This is a genomic window from Methylobacterium marchantiae, from assembly GCF_042679825.1.
Taxonomy (GTDB): Bacteria; Pseudomonadota; Alphaproteobacteria; order Rhizobiales; family Beijerinckiaceae; genus Methylobacterium; species Methylobacterium marchantiae.
Window position 1 is genome coordinate 59771 of sequence record NZ_JBHTND010000012.1, and the last position, 18090, is coordinate 77860.

Annotated in this window: 18 protein-coding genes and 1 pseudogene; 10 read left to right on the top strand and 9 right to left on the bottom strand. The window is 65.6% G+C overall.

The window, feature by feature from the left end:
- Nucleotides 1-7: 7 nt before the first annotated feature.
- Nucleotides 8-1369 carry an 8-oxoguanine deaminase gene (locus ACFQ4G_RS10630; RefSeq protein WP_238206002.1) on the bottom strand — a complete coding sequence of 454 codons (1362 nt, stop codon included), beginning with the start codon at nt 1367-1369 and terminating at the stop codon, nt 8-10.
- Nucleotides 1370-1456: 87 nt separating this feature from the next.
- A complete protein-coding gene (locus tag ACFQ4G_RS10635) occupies nt 1457-2455 on the bottom strand; it encodes a hypothetical protein (RefSeq protein WP_238205891.1) in 999 nt (332 codons plus the stop codon).
- 291 nt (nt 2456-2746) lie between these two features.
- Here ACFQ4G_RS10635 and ACFQ4G_RS10640 point away from each other — a divergent pair, with 291 nt between their 5' ends.
- The 6 genes from ACFQ4G_RS10640 to hpxZ all read left to right on the top strand — a co-directional run bounded on the left by ACFQ4G_RS10640 (nt 2747) and on the right by hpxZ (nt 8022).
- A complete protein-coding gene (locus ACFQ4G_RS10640; protein ID WP_238205889.1) occupies nt 2747-3490 on the top strand; it encodes a GntR family transcriptional regulator in 744 nt (247 codons plus the stop codon).
- Nucleotides 3491-3657: 167 nt separating this feature from the next.
- Nucleotides 3658-4329 (top strand): cysteine hydrolase family protein, encoded by a 672-nt coding sequence (locus ACFQ4G_RS10645; RefSeq protein ID WP_238205887.1) that lies wholly within the window; start codon nt 3658-3660, stop codon nt 4327-4329.
- Nucleotides 4330-4377: 48 nt separating this feature from the next.
- Nucleotides 4378-6003, top strand: coding sequence for a regulator (locus tag ACFQ4G_RS10650; RefSeq protein WP_238205885.1), 1626 nt, complete (start codon nt 4378-4380; stop codon nt 6001-6003).
- 11 nt (nt 6004-6014) lie between these two features.
- Nucleotides 6015-6230, top strand: coding sequence for a DUF4089 domain-containing protein (locus tag ACFQ4G_RS10655; protein ID WP_379040152.1), 216 nt, complete (start codon nt 6015-6017; stop codon nt 6228-6230).
- Nucleotides 6231-6256: 26 nt separating this feature from the next.
- Complete coding sequence (locus tag ACFQ4G_RS10660; RefSeq protein ID WP_238205998.1) at nt 6257-7633, top strand: AtzE family amidohydrolase; 1377 nt, start codon at nt 6257-6259, stop codon at nt 7631-7633.
- Between the two features lie 8 nt (nt 7634-7641).
- Nucleotides 7642-8022, top strand: coding sequence for an oxalurate catabolism protein HpxZ (gene hpxZ, locus ACFQ4G_RS10665; RefSeq protein WP_238205883.1), 381 nt, complete (start codon nt 7642-7644; stop codon nt 8020-8022).
- 220 nt (nt 8023-8242) lie between these two features.
- Here hpxZ and ACFQ4G_RS10670 read toward each other — a convergent pair whose 3' ends face one another.
- The 5 genes from ACFQ4G_RS10670 to ACFQ4G_RS10690 all read right to left on the bottom strand — a co-directional run bounded on the left by ACFQ4G_RS10670 (nt 8243) and on the right by ACFQ4G_RS10690 (nt 13164).
- Nucleotides 8243-8797 carry a hypothetical protein gene (locus ACFQ4G_RS10670; RefSeq protein ID WP_238205882.1) on the bottom strand — a complete coding sequence of 185 codons (555 nt, stop codon included), beginning with the start codon at nt 8795-8797 and terminating at the stop codon, nt 8243-8245.
- Nucleotides 8798-8874: 77 nt separating this feature from the next.
- Complete coding sequence (locus ACFQ4G_RS10675; RefSeq protein WP_238205881.1) at nt 8875-10305, bottom strand: protein adenylyltransferase SelO; 1431 nt, start codon at nt 10303-10305, stop codon at nt 8875-8877.
- A gap of 249 nt (nt 10306-10554) precedes the next feature.
- A complete protein-coding gene (locus tag ACFQ4G_RS10680; RefSeq protein ID WP_238205880.1) occupies nt 10555-10920 on the bottom strand; it encodes a hypothetical protein in 366 nt (121 codons plus the stop codon).
- Between the two features lie 38 nt (nt 10921-10958).
- Nucleotides 10959-11801, bottom strand: coding sequence for a factor-independent urate hydroxylase (gene pucL, locus ACFQ4G_RS10685; protein WP_238205878.1), 843 nt, complete (start codon nt 11799-11801; stop codon nt 10959-10961).
- A 22-nt stretch (nt 11802-11823) separates the two neighbouring features.
- A complete protein-coding gene (locus tag ACFQ4G_RS10690; RefSeq protein ID WP_238205997.1) occupies nt 11824-13164 on the bottom strand; it encodes a nucleobase:cation symporter-2 family protein in 1341 nt (446 codons plus the stop codon).
- A 273-nt stretch (nt 13165-13437) separates the two neighbouring features.
- Here ACFQ4G_RS10690 and uraD point away from each other — a divergent pair, with 273 nt between their 5' ends.
- Complete coding sequence (gene uraD, locus ACFQ4G_RS10695; RefSeq protein WP_238205876.1) at nt 13438-14334, top strand: 2-oxo-4-hydroxy-4-carboxy-5-ureidoimidazoline decarboxylase; 897 nt, start codon at nt 13438-13440, stop codon at nt 14332-14334.
- 183 nt (nt 14335-14517) lie between these two features.
- Here the strand turns inward: uraD and ACFQ4G_RS10700 are convergent.
- A pseudogene (locus ACFQ4G_RS10700) lies at nt 14518-14826 on the bottom strand (methyl-accepting chemotaxis protein); the annotation flags it as partial.
- Between the two features lie 531 nt (nt 14827-15357).
- Between ACFQ4G_RS10700 and ACFQ4G_RS10705 the strand changes: the two are divergent.
- Together ACFQ4G_RS10705 and ACFQ4G_RS10710 are read left to right on the top strand one after the other, a co-directional pair.
- On the top strand, nt 15358-15633 hold the full coding sequence (locus ACFQ4G_RS10705; RefSeq protein WP_238205873.1) for a hypothetical protein: 276 nt from the start codon (nt 15358-15360) through the stop codon (nt 15631-15633).
- Between the two features lie 116 nt (nt 15634-15749).
- Complete coding sequence (locus tag ACFQ4G_RS10710; protein ID WP_238205872.1) at nt 15750-16766, top strand: KpsF/GutQ family sugar-phosphate isomerase; 1017 nt, start codon at nt 15750-15752, stop codon at nt 16764-16766.
- A 141-nt stretch (nt 16767-16907) separates the two neighbouring features.
- On the opposite strand, the gene ACFQ4G_RS10715 is transcribed toward ACFQ4G_RS10710, so the two are convergent.
- Complete coding sequence (locus ACFQ4G_RS10715; RefSeq protein ID WP_238205871.1) at nt 16908-17546, bottom strand: TetR/AcrR family transcriptional regulator; 639 nt, start codon at nt 17544-17546, stop codon at nt 16908-16910.
- A 39-nt stretch (nt 17547-17585) separates the two neighbouring features.
- Here ACFQ4G_RS10715 and ACFQ4G_RS10720 point away from each other — a divergent pair, with 39 nt between their 5' ends.
- Nucleotides 17586-18035, top strand: a complete 450-nt coding sequence (locus ACFQ4G_RS10720; RefSeq protein ID WP_238205870.1) for a DUF4281 domain-containing protein — start codon at nt 17586-17588, stop codon at nt 18033-18035.
- Nucleotides 18036-18090 lie beyond the last annotated feature (55 nt).

Consider the following 18090-nt stretch of genomic DNA (forward strand, 5'->3'; position numbering starts at 1 on the left):
ATGGCGCTCACGAGGCACCGAGCAGGCTGTGGGCGAGCCGCGTATGAGCCTCGCGCAACTGGCCGGTCTCGATTCCGAGCGGCTGACCATCGACCACCCGCCATTTGCCGGCCACCATCACCCTGTCGGCCTTGTAAGCACCGCACAGGACCAGCGCCGCCAGCGGATCGTGCGCACCGGAAAAGCGCAATTCGTCGAGGGTGAACAAGGCGACATCCGCCTCGCGGCCCTCCTCGATCCGACCGATATCCTTGCGCCCGAGGCAGGCGGCAGAGCCCTCGGTGGCCCAGCGCAAGGCATCGAGATGGGTGACGCGTTCCGCGCCGTAGGTCAGGCGGTTGATCATCAGGGCGTGGCGCACGCCTTCCATCAGGTTGGAATTGTCGTTGGAGGCCGAACCGTCGACACCGAGCCCCACCGGAGAGCCGGCAGCCTCCAGCTCGCAGGTCCGGCACTGGCCGGAGGCGAGGGTCATGTTCGAGGTCGGGCAGTGGCATACGCCGACGCCGGCCTTGCCGAGCCTGCCCACCTCCTCGTCGTTGAAGTGGATGCCATGGGCGAGCCACGCCCGGCTCTGCATCCAGCCGACCTCTTCGAGATAATCGACCGGGCGCTGGCCGAAGATCTCGAGGCAGTACCGGTCTTCGTCGAGTGTTTCTCCGAGATGGGTATGGAGGCGGCAATCGTACCGCTCGGCGAGCGCAGCGCTCTCGCGCATCAGCCTCTTCGTCACGTTGAAGGGCGAGCAGGGAGCCAGCCCGATCTGCACCATCGCCCCCGGCTTCGGATCATGGAACAGGCGCAGGACCCGCTCGCTATCGGCGAGGATCGTGTCGTCGTCCTGCGTCAGGCATTCGGGCGGCAGGCCGCCGTCGCGCACCGACAGGCTCATGGAACCGCGGGTGACGAAGGCGCGAATGCCGATGGGGCCCGCTTCCTCGACCTGGATGTCGACGGAGGATTCGAGGCCCTTCGGGAAGAGGTAGTGATGGTCACCCGCCGTGGTGCAGCCGGAGAGCAGCAGCTCGGTATAGGCGAGCCGAGTCGCGAGGCGGAACGCGTCGGGGGTGATCTTGTCCCAGACGGTGTAGAGAGCCTGCAGCCACGGAAACAACGGTTTGTTGAGGGCCACCGGATGGGCGCGCGTCAGCGTCTGGAAGAAATGGTGGTGCGTGTTGACGAGACCGGGAATGACCACGTGGCGGCTGGAATCGAAGGTCTCGTCCACGGGGCTCGACGGTTGCGCACCGGCCGGGACCAGCTCGACGATCCTGGTTCCCTCGACGACGAGTCCCCCGCCCGCATTCTCCGCGAGGATCGCCAGCGGATTGCGGATCCAGACCCGCCTAGATGTTCCTGTCTCGGCCATTCTGTCCGTCATTCCCTTCGCCAGAGAAAGGCCGGATCGCGCTCCGGCCTCGTCATGCATCGGTGTACGGTGGACGGACGCATCATCCTAGAAAACGTGGAACGAGACGCCGGCGAGGAAGCTCTTCTCTTCGGTTCCCTTGAACGTCGCCGTCTCCTGAGCACCGAACTTGTTCAGCCAGTATTGGAAGCCGACGAAGACATCGACACGGTTGGGCTTGTCGTAGACGAGCTTGCCGAGATCGAGCACCAGATTGGTACGAGAGAGGAATTCGAGCCCCGTCTTAGGGTTGAAGGCGAAGGCGCCGGGATCACCGACGCCACGGCCCTTCGGCAGGACGATGTTGTTGAAGCCGGCGATGCTCAGCGGCAGGCCAGTGAAGCTCAGGGGGAGGCTGTACACGATCTCAAACTCGGGCACCGTATCGAAGCTGACGTCGCGGTTCGGATAGGTGTTGAAGCCGTTTCGGTTCCATTCCTTGTAGGCGTGGACCGAGGCGTTGATGAAGCCGGCCGGCACGTCGAAGGCGAAGTTCAGGCCACCGACGACGTCGCGTTTGCGAGGGCCGAACGCCGTGTTCTTGGCATTGGCATCGAAGCCGTAGGACAGAGAGATGTCCTTGATGATGCCCGGCACCGCGAAAGCCTTCGTTCCCGTCAGGGCATTGAGACTGAGGGTGCCGCGATAGAGGCCGTAGGCTTCCGTCGCGCCGTAATCGTACTGCGCGAAGCCGCCAGGTGCGTTGGTGGTGCCGCCCGGATCCTGAGAGGCGGATTTCAGGATGTCGAGGGTGAAGAAGTTGGTGCCGTAGGCCCAGGCATCGGCGTGCGAGATATTGTAGATCTGCTTGGGGATGCCGCGCGTGCTGAACGAGCCGTCGCCATTCTGCACCTGAACGCCGGGCTCCGAGGACGGGAACTGATAGCGGTAGCTGACCTGCGTATCTGAGAAGAGGAAGAACGAGGAGGGGGCGTCGGGAATGGGGGCCGGAGGCCGCGCCTTGACGAGGTCGGCCGCGAGGACCGGTGAGATCGCCACGAACGAGAACAAAGCCGCCGCCAGCGGTTTCGAGATGCCTGCCATCATCAATCCCCCGAAGAGCGTCGCGCTCAGCCGAGGCCGATGACTGCAACCGATATGCCAGGACGTTCGAGCCGAAAGGATTCTACGAATGCCCGAGCGGCGGCATGCAATTATGCAACAGACCTGTTCTGGTGATTGGGCCAGGGCGGCCGTGCCTGGTCTGCCTCGCGGTGAAGATCGGCCTGTGTGCATGAGGCCTGTCATGGCGAAAAGATGCATTCACGGACTGTGAAATTACACTAGGGTCGAACTGCCCCATCCGGGGGAGCATCATCCCATCACATCGAGATAGCGGTGCACGCGCCACTGACCCGCGCCGAACATCTGGCCGACCAGATCGCCAATGACATCATGAACGGCCTCTTCGCACCGGGATTTCACCTGGACGAACAGGTGCTCGCCAAGCGCTTCGGCGTATCGCGCACTCCCGTACGCGATGCCCTGCGCCTCCTGAACGGAACGGGACTGATCGATCTGCGGCCGCGCGCCGGCGCCATGGTGCGCAGAATGGCGCCCGACGAACTCGACATGCTGTTCATCGCCATGGGCGAGATCGAGGCGACCTGCGCTCGTCTCGCGACCTTGAGCATGACGCCGATGGAGCGAAGCCGTCTGCAATCCCTTCACGATACGATGGCCCGGCTAGCGGATATGGAGGACCGGGAAGGTTACATCACCGCAAATCAGGAGTTTCACGGTCTCCTTTATGCAGGCGCCCACAACAGCGTCGTCGAAGAGATCGCGGTGTCCCTTCGCCGAAGGCTGACGCCTTATCGCAAGGCCCAGTTCAGGGCGCCCGGACGATTGCACCGTTCGCATGCGGAGCATGGCGCCGTGGTGCGTGCCGTGCTCGGGCGCGATGCCGCGGCGGCCAACGCCGCGATGCTGATCCACATGAGCATCGTCGAGGACGTGTTCGAGACCGTGGATTCCGCACCCGCGCAGGAGCGTGAAACCGCCCGGGATAGACAGGATGAACGGCGCTCCCTCGCCCGGCCGACTCCCGATATGAGCGGTCTGGAACGCCATCGACGCTGAACCCGCGTAAGGATTCCACAGCTTGGCGCGCAACGACGCAGAGTCGCGCATAATTTGGGCGTGTACGGCGCCTGCCTTGCATACATGATCTCGGCAACACCACAACCGAATCGGCACTCTCGCCGTGTTCGGCAAACGCGGTGTCGGACGACCGGGTGTGCAAGGTCATGAGTGTCACGCTCAGCGCGGAACCCGCCGATCTCGATTTCGATCCGACGACGACTGCCCTCGTCATCATCGACATGCAGCGGGACTTTCTCGAACCGGGAGGTTTCGGTGAGACCCTCGGAAACGACGTCTCGCTTCTGCTCGCTGCCGTACCGCCATGCCAATCGGTCCTCGCTGCCGCGCGCCGCCTCGGAATGCTCGTCGTGCATACACGCGAGGGTCACAAGCCGGATCTGTCCGACGCACCGCCGGCCAAACTCGAACGCGGCGAACCCACGGCGCGGATCGGTGCCCCGGGCCCGATGGGTCGCATCCTGATCCGTGGGGAGGCCGGCCACGACATCGTGCCGGCACTCGCGCCGATGCCGGGGGAGGTCGTGATCGACAAGCCCGGCAAAGGCGCCTTCTACGCAACCGAATTGGGAACGGTCCTGGCCGATCGGGACATCGCGACGCTGCTCGTTTGCGGCGTCACCACGGAAGTCTGCGTGCATACGACGATCCGCGAAGGCAACGACCGCGGCTATCGCTGCGTCGCGCTCTCGGATTGCTGTGCCTCCTACTTCCCGGAATTCCATCGCGTCGGCCTGGAAATGATCAAAGCGCAGGGCGGCATCTTCGGTTGGGTGTCTTCATCGGCTGCCGTCCTGGCGGCCCTCGCAGCGGCTTAGCGAGGAAACGGACAATCGGGATCGGCGGTAACGCCAGGAGGATGAATCATGGCAGCGGGATTGTACGCGGGCGGCAAGACATCCGGGATCGGCAAGACATCCGGGATCGGCGGGGTCTCCAGTCCCAATCTCTGGGTATCCGGGGATTGGAACGCCTTCTTCGGCTTCGGCACCAACATCCTGGTCAATCTCCTGGTCCTCACCGGCCTGTTGCGCTTCGTCCTCGGCATGCCCGATGCCATCACATTCGGCCGCATCCTGCCGGCGATCGGCCTGATGCTATGTCTCTCCACCGCCTATTACGGCTGGCTCGCCTACAGGCTGGCGAAGGAGACCGGGCGGGACGACGTGTGTGCCCTGCCGTCCGGCATCAGCGTGCCGCACATGTTCATCGTCGTCTTCGTGATCATGCTGCCGATCAAGCTCGCCACGGGCGATCCGGTGAAGGGCTGGGAAGCCGGCCTTGCATGGGTCTTCATTCAGAGCTTCATCCTGATGATCGGGGGATTCGTCGCCCCCGCGATCCGGCGGATCACCCCGCGCGCCGCGCTTCTCGGCACGCTCGCCGGCGTCTCCGTCACCTTCATCGCCATGCGGCCGGCGCTGGAGATGATCACGACGCCGGTGATCGGTGTCGTCGCCTTCGCCATCATCCTGCTCGCCTGGTTCGGCGGCCTGCGCTACCCTGGCAAGCTTCCCGCGGGCCTCGTCGCCATCCTGTTCGGGATGATCGTGGCCTGGGGTGCCAAGCTGTTCGGTCTCGACATGGGCGGCGTCAGCGGACCCGGCTTCGTCAGCGCGATCCAGGGGATCGGCTTCTCGATTCCCCTGCCGGCCTTCGGCCATGTCTTCGGCGGGTTCGAATTCATCGGGGTGATCCTGGTGACCGCGATCCCCTTCGGGATCTACGACCTCGTGGAGGCCATGGACAATGTCGAGAGCGCGGAGGTCGCGGGAGACACCTATCCGACCACGCGCGTGCTCACCGCCGACGGCGTCGTCAGCCTGATCGGCTGCATGATGGGCAACCCCTTCATCAACGCCGTCTATATCGGCCATCCCGGCTGGAAGGCGATGGGCGGCCGGATCGGCTATTCGGTGGCCACCGGCCTCGTCATCCTGGCTCTATGCTGGCTGAACCTCGTCTCGCTGCTCTCCAGCCTCGTTCCCGTCGTCGCGATCGCTCCGATCCTGCTCTACATCGGCATGCTCATCGGGGCGCAGGCCTTCCAAGAGACGCCGCATTCCCACGCGCCGGCCATCGTCCTGGCCTTCGCGCCGCATCTCGCCGCCTGGGCGAAGACGCTCATCGACGGGGCGCTCGGCGCGGCGGGCACCAGTGCTGCAGCGGTGGGACTCGACAAGCTCGGGCAGGTGGGCGTGCTCTATGGTGGGCTCGAGGTACTGGGCGAGGGCGCGATCCTCGGCGGCCTGATCCTCGGCGCGATTGCGGTCTTCATCATCGAGCGCGACTTTGCCAAGGCGGCGGCCTTCTCGGCCGTGGGGGCGGCGATGACCTTCTTCGGCTTCATGCACGGCCCTGCCGTGGGCATCGCGGTGAAGCCCGGCCTGGCCCTTGCCTATCTGATGGTGGCGGGGCTCCTCTACGCGGCGTCCCGCTCGACCGCCAAGGCGTCGCTTCTGCCGGCCGCCGCCGCGGTGCCGGCAGAATAGAGACGGAAGGAATGACGACGATGGCCGAGATGCCGAAGACGGAGCCCGCATCGGGCGGGTTCGACACCTATATCGATGCCGCATCCGCCTTTCTGGGCCTTCCCCTCGATCCGGCATGGGTCGCGGCGGTGGGGGCGAACCTCACCGTCCTCCATGCGGCGGCCGGCCTCGTCGCGGAATTTCCGCTGCCCGACGAGGCGGAGCCGGCTCCGGTCTTCACGGCGTGAGCGGCGGCGTGAGCGATCCGAGCACGATGCACGCGGCCGATATCGCCGCGTCCGTCAGGGACGGGGCAACTAGCGCACGCGATGTGGTCGAGGCCGTCCTGGCGCGGATCGCGCGGGTGGATGCATCGGTCAACGCCTTCACCGACGTGCTGCCGGAGCGCGCCCTACGGAAGGCCGAAACTGTCGATGCGGCGCGAGCACGCGGGGAGGCATTGGGACCGCTTGCGGGGGTGCCCTTCGCGGTGAAGAACCTCATCGACATCGAAGGCCTGCCGACGCGTGCCGGCGCGAAGATCAACCGCGACCTGCCTCCCGCCACCCGTGACGGCGCCCTGGTGCGACGGCTGGAGGCGGCCGGGGCGATCCTCGTCGGCGGTCTCAACATGGGCGAATACGCCTATGATTTCACGGGCGAGAACGTTCATGACGGCCCGACGCGGAATCCGCACGATCTCGGCCGCATGTCGGGGGGCTCGTCCGGCGGTTCCGGAGGCGCCATCGGCGCTGGGCTCGTCCCCTTGGCCCTCGGATCGGACACCAACGGCTCGATCCGGGTGCCCTCCGCCTTCTGCGGCTGCTTCGGGCTGAAGCCGACCTATGGCCGCTTGACGCGGGCCGGAAGCTTCCCCTTCGTCGGCAGCCTCGATCATCTCGGGCCGATGGCACGCAGCGTCACCGATCTCGCCCTATCCTATGACGCCATGCAGGGGCCCGACCCGGATGATCCGGCGGCCACCACCCGCGAACCCGATCTCATCATTCCAGGCATCGATGACGGCATCGGCGACCTTCGCATCGCCGTCGCCGGCGGTTACTTCGCCCGAGGCGGCGATCCGGAGGCCTTCGCGGCGGTGGCCGCCATCGCATCAGCGCTTGGCTGCGAGCAGCGCGTCGAGATCCCGCAAGCCGCGCGGGCGCGGGCGGCGGCCTATCTCATCACCGCCGCAGAGGGAGCAGCCCTGCATCTCGACCGGCTGCGGACGCGCGCCGCCGATTTCGACCCGGCCGTGCGCGACCGGCTGATCGCGGGATCGATGATCCCGGCGCCCTTCGTCGAGCGCGCGCAGCGCTTCCGTCGATGGTACCGGGCGGCGATGCTCGATCTCTTCCGCGAGGTCGACATCATCCTGGCGCCCTCGACCCCGTGTCGGGCGCCGAAATCCGGACAGACCACCTTCGTGCTCGATGGGGTGACGCTTCCGGTGCGGGCGAATATCGGCGTCTTCACTCAGCCGATCTCCTTCATCGGCCTGCCCGTCGTGGCAGTGCCGATGCGACTCGATGAGGGCCTGCCGCTCGGTGTCCAGATCATCGCCGCCCCGTGGCGCGAGAATCTGGCTCTCAGGGTCGCCCGACACTTGGAAAAGACAGGCATCGTCTCGGCGCCGCACGCGATCCTATGAGCATCCTGATGACGATCGATGCTCCCGACGTGATTGCCGAGGTCGAGGCCGCCTTCGCCGCCTACGAGGCCGCTCTCGTGGGCAACGACGTGGCGACTCTGGAAGCCCTGTTCCACGACGATGCCCGCACCATCCGTTATGGCGGGACTGAGAATCTCTACGGGATGGATGCGATCCGCGCCTTCCGCCGCGTCCGGTCACCGGTAGGGCTGAAACGCACCCTCTCAGAGACGGTCATCACCACCTACGGACGCGACGCCGCAGTGGCGATGACTCTGTTCCGCCGCGAGGGATCACCCGGAAAGGTCGGACGGCAGAGCCAGACCTGGATCCGCTTCGCCGACGGCTGGAAGGTCGTAGCCGCGCATGTGAGCGTCATCGAGGAATAGGCTTCTCTCCTGGCGCCGCCCCGCGTTTTCCGGAATCGAGGGTCGAGCGCGAGATGATCTGGAAGCCCGCATCGAGACGTGTCGCCGCGGTGGCTCTCCGCGGATAGCTCAACCTCCAAACGCTACGGCAGTTCGCATGCTAGCTCACAGGCGAATGGCGCTTGGCTCCACTCGACAGGGCGAAGGGAATGCGACCGAGCCGGTCGTCTCCGGTGAACGCTCAGGTTTCCTGAGGCGTCTTCTCGGAGGCCACGCGGCGCAGGCGGCCCTTGCGCTTCTCGTACTGGAACATCGAGGTCAGGATCGGATCGGCCGGATCAGGCGCTGCGATCGAAGGCTCGGGTGCCGGCAACGGCGCAGCCGATGGGGCGGGCGGATTCCGCAGGAGGGCGAGGCGGACCACCTCGCGATCGTGTCGAATGCTGGCTGCGATGACGCGATCGGCAGCGATCGTCGCGCAGGCTCCATCGGAGAAGGTCGCCGACAGGATCACGGCGGCTTTGGCCGACGATTCGAAGGCGTCGAGCCCGATACCGACGAAAGAGGCGGCGAAGCCGAACGGCGACGGCAGGGCCTTGGTCGTGGTGGTGAGGGCGCCTTGAAGACCGCGCACGATGTCGCCGCTCCAATGCTCGGGACCCGGCTCGGTCGGCATGCCGAGATCGACGAGATCCTCCACCCCGCGGACTTCCCCGTTGGGCAGGCGGAAGATTCCGTTTTCATAAATGGCTCCTCCATCGCCGAAGGAGCCTGCCGTAATTTGAATGTCCGTCATCGTGCCGTCCCGGCGAACGTCACTCGCCGCCATCGTTGAAAACTACGCAGCGGTGTGTCCGAAACAGGGCCGTCGCGTCAGGTGAGGGCTGCAGGCGCCGTGCCATAGGCTTCCGCCATCTCGGCGATCGCGTCGAGCTTGGCATGGAGCGCCGACCAGTCGTCGCTCGCGGCGATGGGGTCCCACAAGGCCTCGACCTCGTCGATCAGCATGGTGCACGGCTCCCTCCTCGTGAAATACGGGTGGTCGAGTCGTGCATTCTCCGCCGGGGAAAAGCGTGCGAGGCTGGCTCGGACGGTGGCGAAATCCTCGCCTTCGTAGAGTGAGGCCGAAGGGCTCGCCGCCGCGCGCCCGGCACTGGCGAGGCCACCGTACCAGTCGAAGAACGTCTGCTCGAACGGAGCCCGACTTCTCGCGAGAAAACCCCAGAAGGCGGCGACGAACTTGTGCAGATCCGCTTCCTCCGCGGGCTTGGCGAGACCGAGGCGACCAAGGAGGGCCTCAGCGAAGGCATCCTGCAGGCTCGGCCCGAACGCCTTCAACGCCTCCTCGAGTGCGTCACGATCGGCCAGGGGCATCAGGCATTCCGCGAGGCGGCTGAGGTTCCAGAACAGGGCCTCCGGCTGTCGGCCGAAACTGTAGAGCCCCTGCACATCGAAATAGGCCGCGGTGAAGGCGGGGTCGCTCGTGGGCGCGAAGCGCCATGGGCCGTAGTCGAAGCTCTCGCCAGTGATGTTGATGTTGTCGGTGTTGAGCACACCGTGGACGAAGCCCGCGGCCATCCACTGGGCGCCTGTACGCGCCACGAGCCGGCAGACTTCCTCCAGGAAGGCTACCGCGCGAGGCCCGGTTTCCTCGCGCCAAGCCTGCGGCAGGTAGGTGCGCACCGAATAGTCGAGCAGCTTCTGGATGTTGTGCGGCTCATCCAGAGCCAGCAGACGCTGGAAGCTGCCGATGCGGATATGGGAATGGCTGAGCCGCACGAGCACGCTGGAGCGGGTGGGGGAGGGCTCGTCGCCGCGCTCCAGTTCCTCGCCGGTCTCGATCAGGCTGAAGGTCTTCGAGGTGTTGACGCCCAATGCCTCCAGCATGGAGGTGGCGAGGATCTCGCGCATGCCGCCCTTCAGGGTCAGCCGCCCATCGGCCGTGCGCGACCAGGGTGTAGTGCCGCTGCCTTTGGTGGCGAGATCGAGGAGGCGGCCGTCGGAAAGGTCGTGAAGCTGCGCAAACAGGAAGCCACGCCCGTCGCCGAGATCCGGGTTATACGAGCGAAACTGGTGACCGTGATAACGCAGGGCCAGGGGCTGGGGCAGGCTTCCGCGGAGCGGCTGGAACCGGCCGAAATGCGCGATCCATTCCTCATCCGAAAGGGCACCGAGCCCGACCCGATCCGACCAGGCCCGGTTGCGATAGCGCAGGATCGTCTTCGGAAAATCGGCAGCGGCGACGATATCGTAGAAATCGGCGCCGAGTTCGATGTGCTTCGCGGCGGTACGGGGTGATGGCATGGGCGAGCGTGAGTTTCCTGAAATGTCCGGCAGGACTCTAGCGAGAGCGAACATGCGATGACACCCGTCCCTGCCATCTGCGAACGCACGCGTTCATGTGCCCTTGAACCGTAGCTGCTGCATCCGGCCAGTCAGAACGACCACCCTGCCGGGAAACCGTCCGATCATGTCGAGGTTCTTCGCCCGCCTGGTCCGGTTCCAGGTCCAGACATAGCGCAGGAACTCGGCATCGATCCGTTCCGGGCACCCTCACGCCGCATCAGGTCGGGCCCGACCATAGCTGACCATCAGACGCCGGATCACGCGCGACATCGTCGGCCAGCCCGGCAGATCGAGATAGACGAGAGTGTCAGCGGCCTCGAAACGCGGACCGATCACGCCGGTGTCATTTCCGTCGATGACCCAGCGGGATAGTGCGGCAAGGCGCTCGACCTCGGCGCGGAATTCCAAATCCGGCACGGGCTCCCAGCCTGGGCGAAAATAAACCTGATCGAGATGGAAGACCGGCAATCCGCGCGCGGCACCGAGGCGTCTCGCCAGCGTCGACTTCCCGCTTCCGGGCGGCCCCATGACGATCACGCGCCGCATACCAAAGGCATTACTGTCGAGCCGCAAGCTGCACCAGTGTGTCGACCGGAGCGTTCAGTCCGGTATCAACCCTCCCGCCCGATCGTGGCCTCGATCTGACCATGCGGCTCATCGGTGGGCAGGAACACCGCATTCGGGTTATCGAGGCCGAAGGGCGAGAGATTGATCGGGATGTAGTGCTTGTTGGGCATGGCGAATGCGATCTCGGCGATCTCCGGGATCGCGGCCAGCACCGCTTCTCCCATCCGGTACATGCTGTCCTGGACGCTGCTGCTGTAGGTGGTGGCGAATACCTCGATCAGGATCGCCAGGACGAGGGCGTTGGCGGTAGCGTAGTCTGTGGGGATGCCGTTCCAGGTCCAGGTCGCGTCCATGCTGGTCGCGGCGATGCGGTCGGTCGTATCGGGAAGCGTGCGGAAATGGTCGTCGACGAAATCGGCCCAGCCGGACTGGGTCGTCTTCATGAAGGTGTAGCCGCGCAGGCCGGATTTCAGCACCGATCCGGTGCGGCTGGCGGTAAGCTTGACGAAGCCGAGGCCGTTGCCATCCAGGGTGAAGGTGTGGCCGTGCGGCTCACCGGCGAAGGCATGCCGCAGCCAACGGGTCTCGCGCGCCTCGATCACAATTTCCTCGACCTGAGGATAGGTGTCGAGGAAGACGGATGCCAAGGCGCCGACGAAGGCTTCCTTTTCCGCCGAGAGGTTGTTTGCCGCCGTGACGTTGACGATGTTCTTGACGCTATCGGTGGCGACGCAGGCACGGTTGTCGCCCGCAGTCCAGGCGCGATCGAAGACGCCCTTCATTAATACCTTCAGGTCGAGTTCGCGGGGGGTGTGATGGTCGCCGTCCCGCGCTAACCGCATCACCCGTACCCGTCCTTTGCCATAGGTCGACGCCGTCAGGGCCATGATCGGTTCCTTATCGTTTGGCTCAGGCCTCGGCCACATGGGCGATGCGGGTCGCCTCCGAGCGTGCGGATGCCGCGTCGCCGAGGCCGTTGAAGAACAGATTCAGCGCCACCGCCGCGAGAGCCGCGAGCAGGATGCCGGATTCGAGCAGCGGATGCAGTGCATGCGGCATCTGCTTGAAGAAGTTCGGCGCCACGAGGGGGATCAAGCCGAAGCCCACCGACACGGCGACGATGAAGAGGTTGTTGCGGTTGCGCGCGAAGTCGACCGCTCCGAGGATACGCGCACCGGTGGCCGCCACCATCCCGAACATTACGAGGCCGGCCCCTCCGAGGACGCATTGCGGCACCGCCTCCACGAGGGCGGCGAGCTTCGGGATCAGGCCGAGGCCGAGCATGATGAAACCACCCACCACCGCCACATAGCGCGAGCGAACGCCCGTGACCCCGACGAGGCCGATATTCTGCGAGAAGGAGCTGTACGGGAAGGTGTTGAACACGCCGCCCAGCAGCGTGCCGAGCCCGTCGGCGCGCAGGCCGCGACCGAGCCGCTCCTCATCGACCGGGTCATCGGTGATCTCGGCCAGCGCCAGGAACATGCCGGTGGATTCGATCATCACCACCACCATCACGAGGCAGAGCGTCAGGCTCGCCACGAGATCGAATTTCGGCCAGCCGAAGGCGAAGGGACGCACGATATCGAGCCAGGGCGCGGTGCCGACACGGGTGAGATCAACGAGGCCGAAGAGGCTCGCGGCCAGCATACCGGCGACGATCCCGATGAGCACCGAGGCCGAGGCGACGAAGCCCCTGGCATAGCGCGTGAGAAGCAGGATCACCGCGAGGACGAAGAGCGCGATGCCGAGATAGACCGGTGCGCCGTATTGCGGGTTGCCGATACCGCCGGCCGCCCAGTTCACACCGACCCTCATCAGCGAGACGCCGATGACGAGGATGACCGTGCCGGTGACGACCGGAGGAAAAAGCGGCAGGAGCCGACCGACCAAAGGACCGGCCAGGAAGGCGAACAGGCCGGCGACGATCACCGCCCCGTAGATGCCGGTGAGCCCGAGATCGGGGTTCGTGCCCATGGCGACCATCGGCGTCACAGCCGCGAAGGTGACGCCCATCATCACCGGCATGCGGATGCCGATGCCGGGCATGCCCCAGGACTGGACCAGAGTGGCGAGGCCGCAGGCGAAGAGATCGGCGCTGACGAGGAGCGCGACCTGCTCCGGTGCCAGGCCCAGCGCACGCCCGACGATGAGCGGCACCGCCACGGCACCGGCATACATGACGAGGACGTGCTGGAGGCCGAGGAAGACCAGAGCGGCCGGCGCGATTTCTTCGGCGGGCCGTTCCATCCTTGGAGCAGGATCGGTCTTGGAGAGCGAGCTTTCGATCAATGCCAAGGCTCCGTCCATGGACCCGCCGCCCAGCCCCTGCGCGGCTCATCCATCTCAGCCATTGCCCCCGCAAGCGATGTGCCAGCGAAGCAACCGGCGGCACTGGCGCGAGGCCGGCTTCTGCCTGCCGGTCTTCGCGTTTTCTTGTCTTGGCCCATTGCCTGCTATGAACGAGCCAAGACAAATCCGGGACGATTGGCGGAGCCGCATGATCCAATGACGACAGGCGTCATGATCCTTCCTTCAGCCCTCGACCTGACGGAACTCAACGCGGCGACAGTCCCGGACTTCGTGTCGGCGCTTGGCGCGGTGTTCGAACACGCTCCCTGGGTCGCCGAGGTCGCGGCCGGCCGGCGTCCCTTCGCTACGGTTGCGGACCTGTTCGCGGCGATGCGGAGCGCGGTGGAGAGGGCCTCGGACGAGGATCGTCTCGCGCTCCTCACCGGCCATCCCGAGCTGGCGGGACGCGCCGCCCGATCCGGCGACATCGCTCCGGATTCGATCGCGGAACAAGCCTCCGCTGGGCTCGACCGGCTGTCGGATGCCGAGTACGCGCGGTTCGAGGCCTTGAACGCCGCCTACTCCGAGAAGTTCGGCTTTCCCTTCATTCTGTGCATCAAGCGCCACGGCCGTGCCTCGCTCCTCGACACGTTCGAACGGCGCGTGGCCTCGATGCCGGACGTGGAGCGGGCAACGGCACAGGAGGAGGTGTTTCGCATCGCCGCGATCCGCCTCAATGCTCTCGTAGCGGGGGAAGGGCCACTGCGCACGACGGGACGAATTTCCACCCATGTGCTCGACACGGCTTCGGGCAGACCGGCAGCCGGGGTCGCGGTGTCGCTGTTCGAATGGGTCTCCGACGACAAGTCAGCGCTCGTAGTCAGCACGATCACCAATTCCGACGGACGCACCGATGCCCCCCTCATCGGCGGGCGGCCGGTGCCGATCGCGGCCTACGAGTTGCGCTTCCACATCGGCGATCATTTCCGGCAAACGCATCCGGGACTGCCGGAACCACCCTTCCTCGATATCGTCACCCTTCGATTCGGGGTCGGCGATCCAGAAGGTCATTATCACGTGCCCCTGGTGGCGAGCCCGTGGAGCTATCAGACCTATCGCGGGAGCTGAGACGACCCGTTGAGCCAATCGGTCTCTCTTCCCTTCGCATCCCACATTCAGGAACGGTTCGATACGCCTCCCGACATCGGCCTCGATATCGGTTGGGTCACGGGGCTCGCGTCCTATCGGTCCCAGTGCCGGCTTTACGCGGTCCCGATCCGCGCAGAGCGCTGATATCCGATCAGGCGACGGGATCGTCGCGAGGAAACGGCTCAGTTCGGCATTCAGATGCTCGGATCGGCGCGAGAGTTCGGATGCTGCGCCGAGAGCCCGGCTGGCCGCCGCACCCGCCTCCTCGGCGGCTCCCGCCACGCCCGCGATGTTCACCGTGACCTCGCCGGTAGCAGTGGCGGCTTGACCGACCTTGCGGGCGATCTCTCGTGTGGCTGCGCCCTGTTCTTCGACCGAGGCCGTGATGCTTTTGATCGCCGATACCGCCTGATCCGTGGACCTCTGGATCGAGGCGATGTGGCCGTCGATTCCCTCGGTCGCCCTGGTGGTGATTGGTCATTCATCGTCAACGCGACGGCACGCGGTCATTTGCCGATCGCTGCATGAAAGCCTGTCCGACCCGGTCTCCTTCGATCGACGGCGATTATCGGCACACTGATGCGCCCTCCATCCCGAAGTATAGGCATATGGAATTCTCCCATGTGGCACTCCCCCTCGGCACACGGATTGCCTCACCCGAGAAGCGGCACCTACGGTAATTCGGCCACCAGGAAGACCTCGCCCTCGATGTCACGCCTCATGCCTGCCTCGACCTGCTTTCTCTCGGCCTTCGTCTTCGCGGCTCTGCTCCGCGGCGGAGGGGCGGCGGCGAGCCTGCCGGCACATGCTCAAGGCACCCTGGTCGCACCCGGAGGACAATCCAAGGTAGTGGCACCGGGCGGCTTGCGAGGTCGTGCCCGATCTCACCAGCATCGCCGTCACGGGATGCATCGCCACCGGCGTTGACAGGTTTCACGGGTCAGCCGCGACATTTCCCAGATCCCCACGCTCCGAACATCCCTGGACTCCGAGGTTTCGATCATGGCCAGTTTCTCCACCATCGCTCTCGTCGCCGCCTGCGTCCTGACCGGAATGGCGAGCGCCACCTTCGCGCAGAGCTATGGCGCGCCTTCGGGCCGCGATGCCGCCACCGCTCCCGGGGGGACGGAAGGCATCGCCGGCTCTCGCAACGAGGCCGAGGCCATCAAGGGCGGCGATGCTGTGCCGGTCCCGCCGGGTACCGACGGCATTCTCGTCGAGGAACCGCAGGCACCACATCGGGACAATCCCACGCACGCGACACCGCCGCGTCCCTGACGCCTCTTCGATGGCGCGAAGGCCTGAAAGCTTCGAGCCCCCATCCGACCACATTCGGCTTGCATAGGCGGCATGGAACGGCGCCGCGCGCGCTGAAGACGATGCGGGGATTTCGGATGGGCGGTGCTGCAGCTGAGAAGCGGGTTTCCGAGCCCGTTAGCGGGTATGCGCCCGCCATCGCCTCCGCTCTGCGCACCATCGAGACGGAGTGCGAGGGCCTGCGCTGCCTCATGGAGGCCATCGGCAACGGTCTCGGCGCCGCATTTTCGGAGGCCGTCGCCCTAATTTCGGCCGCCAGGGGCCGTGCCATCCTCACGGGCATGGGCAAATCGGGCCATGTCGGCCGAAAGATCGCCGCGACACTGGCCTCGACCGGCACGCCGGCTCTCTACGTTCACCCGGCCGAGGCGAGTCACGGCGACCTCGGCATGATCCAGCCGGAAGACGTCGTCGTCGCCCTGTCCTGGTCGGGCGAGACGACGGAGCTCGCCAACATCATCGGCTATGCGAGGCGCTACCGCGTGGGCCTCATTGCCATCACCGCCAATGCCGGATCGACGCTAGGTCGAGAGGCGGATATCTGCCTGACCCTGCCCAAGGCCCGCGAGGCCTGCCCCAATGGGCTCGCACCCACAACCTCGACGGCAATGCAGCTCGCCCTCGGCGACGCCCTCGCAATCGCGCTGCTCGAGGCGCGTGGCTTCTCTGCCCGCGAGTTCGGCATCTATCATCCAGGCGGACGTCTGGGGGCTTCCCTCAGGCAGGTGCGCGAGGTGATGCATGCGGGCGACCAACTGCCGTTGGTGAAGCGCGGCACGGCCATGCGCGCGGCCATCGCCGAGATCGACGCCAAGGGGTTCGGATCGGTGGTTGTCGTGGAAGAGGACGGCCGTCTCGCCGGTATCCTCACCGACGGCGACTTGCGCCGAAACGTCTTCAGGGCCGATCTCGACAACCTCGCCGTCGAGGCCCTGATGAGCATCAGGCCGCGCACGGTGCATCCCGAGACCCTTCTCGCCAAAGCCCTGGAAATCCAGGAATCGATGAAGATCACCTCGCTGATCGTGGTGGAGAACGAACGCCCGGTCGGCCTCGTCCATTACCATGACTTGCTGCGGGCCGGGGTCGCGTAACGGAGAGGACCCGCAGGGATTCTGCGTCACCCGCAATGACTGACGATAGCCGCCTAGGAGCGGTTCAAGGCGGCTCGTTCCGGTTCACTCCGATCCATCGGCAAGGACCGTGCAAAGCGCGCGGCTCGTCCGGCGTCAGTCTCAGACCTGCAGGCAGGATAGGACCGGTTCGAGCATTTCATCGATCGTCTCACGCAACGACTCGGCCGGCCCCAACGCGCCATCGAGCGCGAGCCGCGCCAAGCCGTGGACGAGGGACCAGCAGGCAATCGCTTTCGGATCGGCACGGGTCGTCGCGCCTCCCATCTCGAACGGAATGCCGGCCACCGCCGCTCTCAGGAGACCGAAGGCGCGACCGGCCGCCGCCATGTAGGCCGCGTCGCTCGTATCGATCCGCGCACAGCGCCACATCGTGTCGAATTCGGCCGGATGATCAAGAGCGAAGGCGACGTAGGACCGGCCCTGATCGCGAATACGCTCGTCCCGATCCGCGGCGGCGGAATCAGCGTTTGCCAGCGCATCGCCGAGGATTCGGAAGCCCTCCGTCGCCACGGCTGTGAGAAGCCCTCTGGCATCGCCGAAATGATGCTGGGGGGCCGCCGGGGAGACACCCGCGCGCCGCGCCGCTTCCCTCAGCGAGAATCCATCGATCCCGCGCTCTCTCAGGGTTGCGGTCGCCGCCTGGATCAGGGCGGTGCGCAGGTCCCCATGATGGTAGGCGGCATCCCTGACCTCACGAGGAGCATTCGATCGCTTGACAGTGTCAAGATTCGTCTTCATGCTCAATCTATACGCTGTCAAGATGACGTGGGACAACAGATGATCTCTGCGGCAAGCCTGTTCTCCCTCTGCAATGGTCTCGCCCTCCTCACCTGGGTGGTCCTGTCGGTTTCCCTGTTCGTGCCATTCATCCGTCGCTGGACATGGATCGGAGCCGGCCTCGTCGTCCCGGCCCTCCTCGCCGTGGCCTATATCGGAACCCTTGCGGCAGGGCTTGCCGGCGGAGCGAGGGGCGGTTTCGATTCCATCGAGGCGGTGCGGTCGCTTTTCGCCGATGATCACGCCCTGACAGCGGGCTGGATCCACTACCTCGCCTTCGACCTTTTCGTCGGCACTTGGATCGCCCGCACCGGGATCGCCGCGAAGCTCTCGCCGCTGCTCATCCTGCCGTGCCTCCTTCTGACATTCCTCGTCGGCCCCGCCGGACTGCTCCTCGCCCTCGTCATCGGCTTCAGCACCAGCAGACCCATCCTGAAGGAGCAGACATGACCGCACATGTCGTCGCTGGAGACGTGAATCGATCGATCTTTTTCACGCGGCTTCG

Excerpts from the sequence above, each read along its gene's own strand:
- ACFQ4G_RS10660 (WP_238205998.1), top strand. The coding sequence starts at position 6,257 with ATGCACGCGGCCGATATCGCCGCGTCCGTCAGGGACGGGGCAACTAGC.
- uraD (WP_238205876.1), top strand. The coding sequence starts at position 13,438 with ATGATCCTTCCTTCAGCCCTCGACCTGACGGAACTCAACGCGGCGACA.
- pucL (WP_238205878.1), bottom strand. The coding sequence starts at position 11,801 with ATGGCCCTGACGGCGTCGACCTATGGCAAAGGACGGGTACGGGTGATG.
- ACFQ4G_RS10655 (WP_379040152.1), top strand. The coding sequence starts at position 6,015 with ATGACGACGATGGCCGAGATGCCGAAGACGGAGCCCGCATCGGGCGGG.
- ACFQ4G_RS10630 (WP_238206002.1), bottom strand. The coding sequence starts at position 1,369 with ATGGCCGAGACAGGAACATCTAGGCGGGTCTGGATCCGCAATCCGCTG.
- ACFQ4G_RS10645 (WP_238205887.1), top strand. The coding sequence starts at position 3,658 with ATGAGTGTCACGCTCAGCGCGGAACCCGCCGATCTCGATTTCGATCCG.
- ACFQ4G_RS10720 (WP_238205870.1), top strand. The coding sequence starts at position 17,586 with ATGATCTCTGCGGCAAGCCTGTTCTCCCTCTGCAATGGTCTCGCCCTC.
- ACFQ4G_RS10705 (WP_238205873.1), top strand. The coding sequence starts at position 15,358 with ATGGCCAGTTTCTCCACCATCGCTCTCGTCGCCGCCTGCGTCCTGACC.
- ACFQ4G_RS10710 (WP_238205872.1), top strand. The coding sequence starts at position 15,750 with ATGGGCGGTGCTGCAGCTGAGAAGCGGGTTTCCGAGCCCGTTAGCGGG.
- ACFQ4G_RS10715 (WP_238205871.1), bottom strand. The coding sequence starts at position 17,546 with ATGAAGACGAATCTTGACACTGTCAAGCGATCGAATGCTCCTCGTGAG.
- ACFQ4G_RS10690 (WP_238205997.1), bottom strand. The coding sequence starts at position 13,164 with ATGGAACGGCCCGCCGAAGAAATCGCGCCGGCCGCTCTGGTCTTCCTC.
- ACFQ4G_RS10675 (WP_238205881.1), bottom strand. The coding sequence starts at position 10,305 with ATGCCATCACCCCGTACCGCCGCGAAGCACATCGAACTCGGCGCCGAT.
- hpxZ (WP_238205883.1), top strand. The coding sequence starts at position 7,642 with ATGACGATCGATGCTCCCGACGTGATTGCCGAGGTCGAGGCCGCCTTC.
- ACFQ4G_RS10635 (WP_238205891.1), bottom strand. The coding sequence starts at position 2,455 with ATGATGGCAGGCATCTCGAAACCGCTGGCGGCGGCTTTGTTCTCGTTC.
- ACFQ4G_RS10650 (WP_238205885.1), top strand. The coding sequence starts at position 4,378 with ATGGCAGCGGGATTGTACGCGGGCGGCAAGACATCCGGGATCGGCAAG.
- ACFQ4G_RS10670 (WP_238205882.1), bottom strand. The coding sequence starts at position 8,797 with ATGACGGACATTCAAATTACGGCAGGCTCCTTCGGCGATGGAGGAGCC.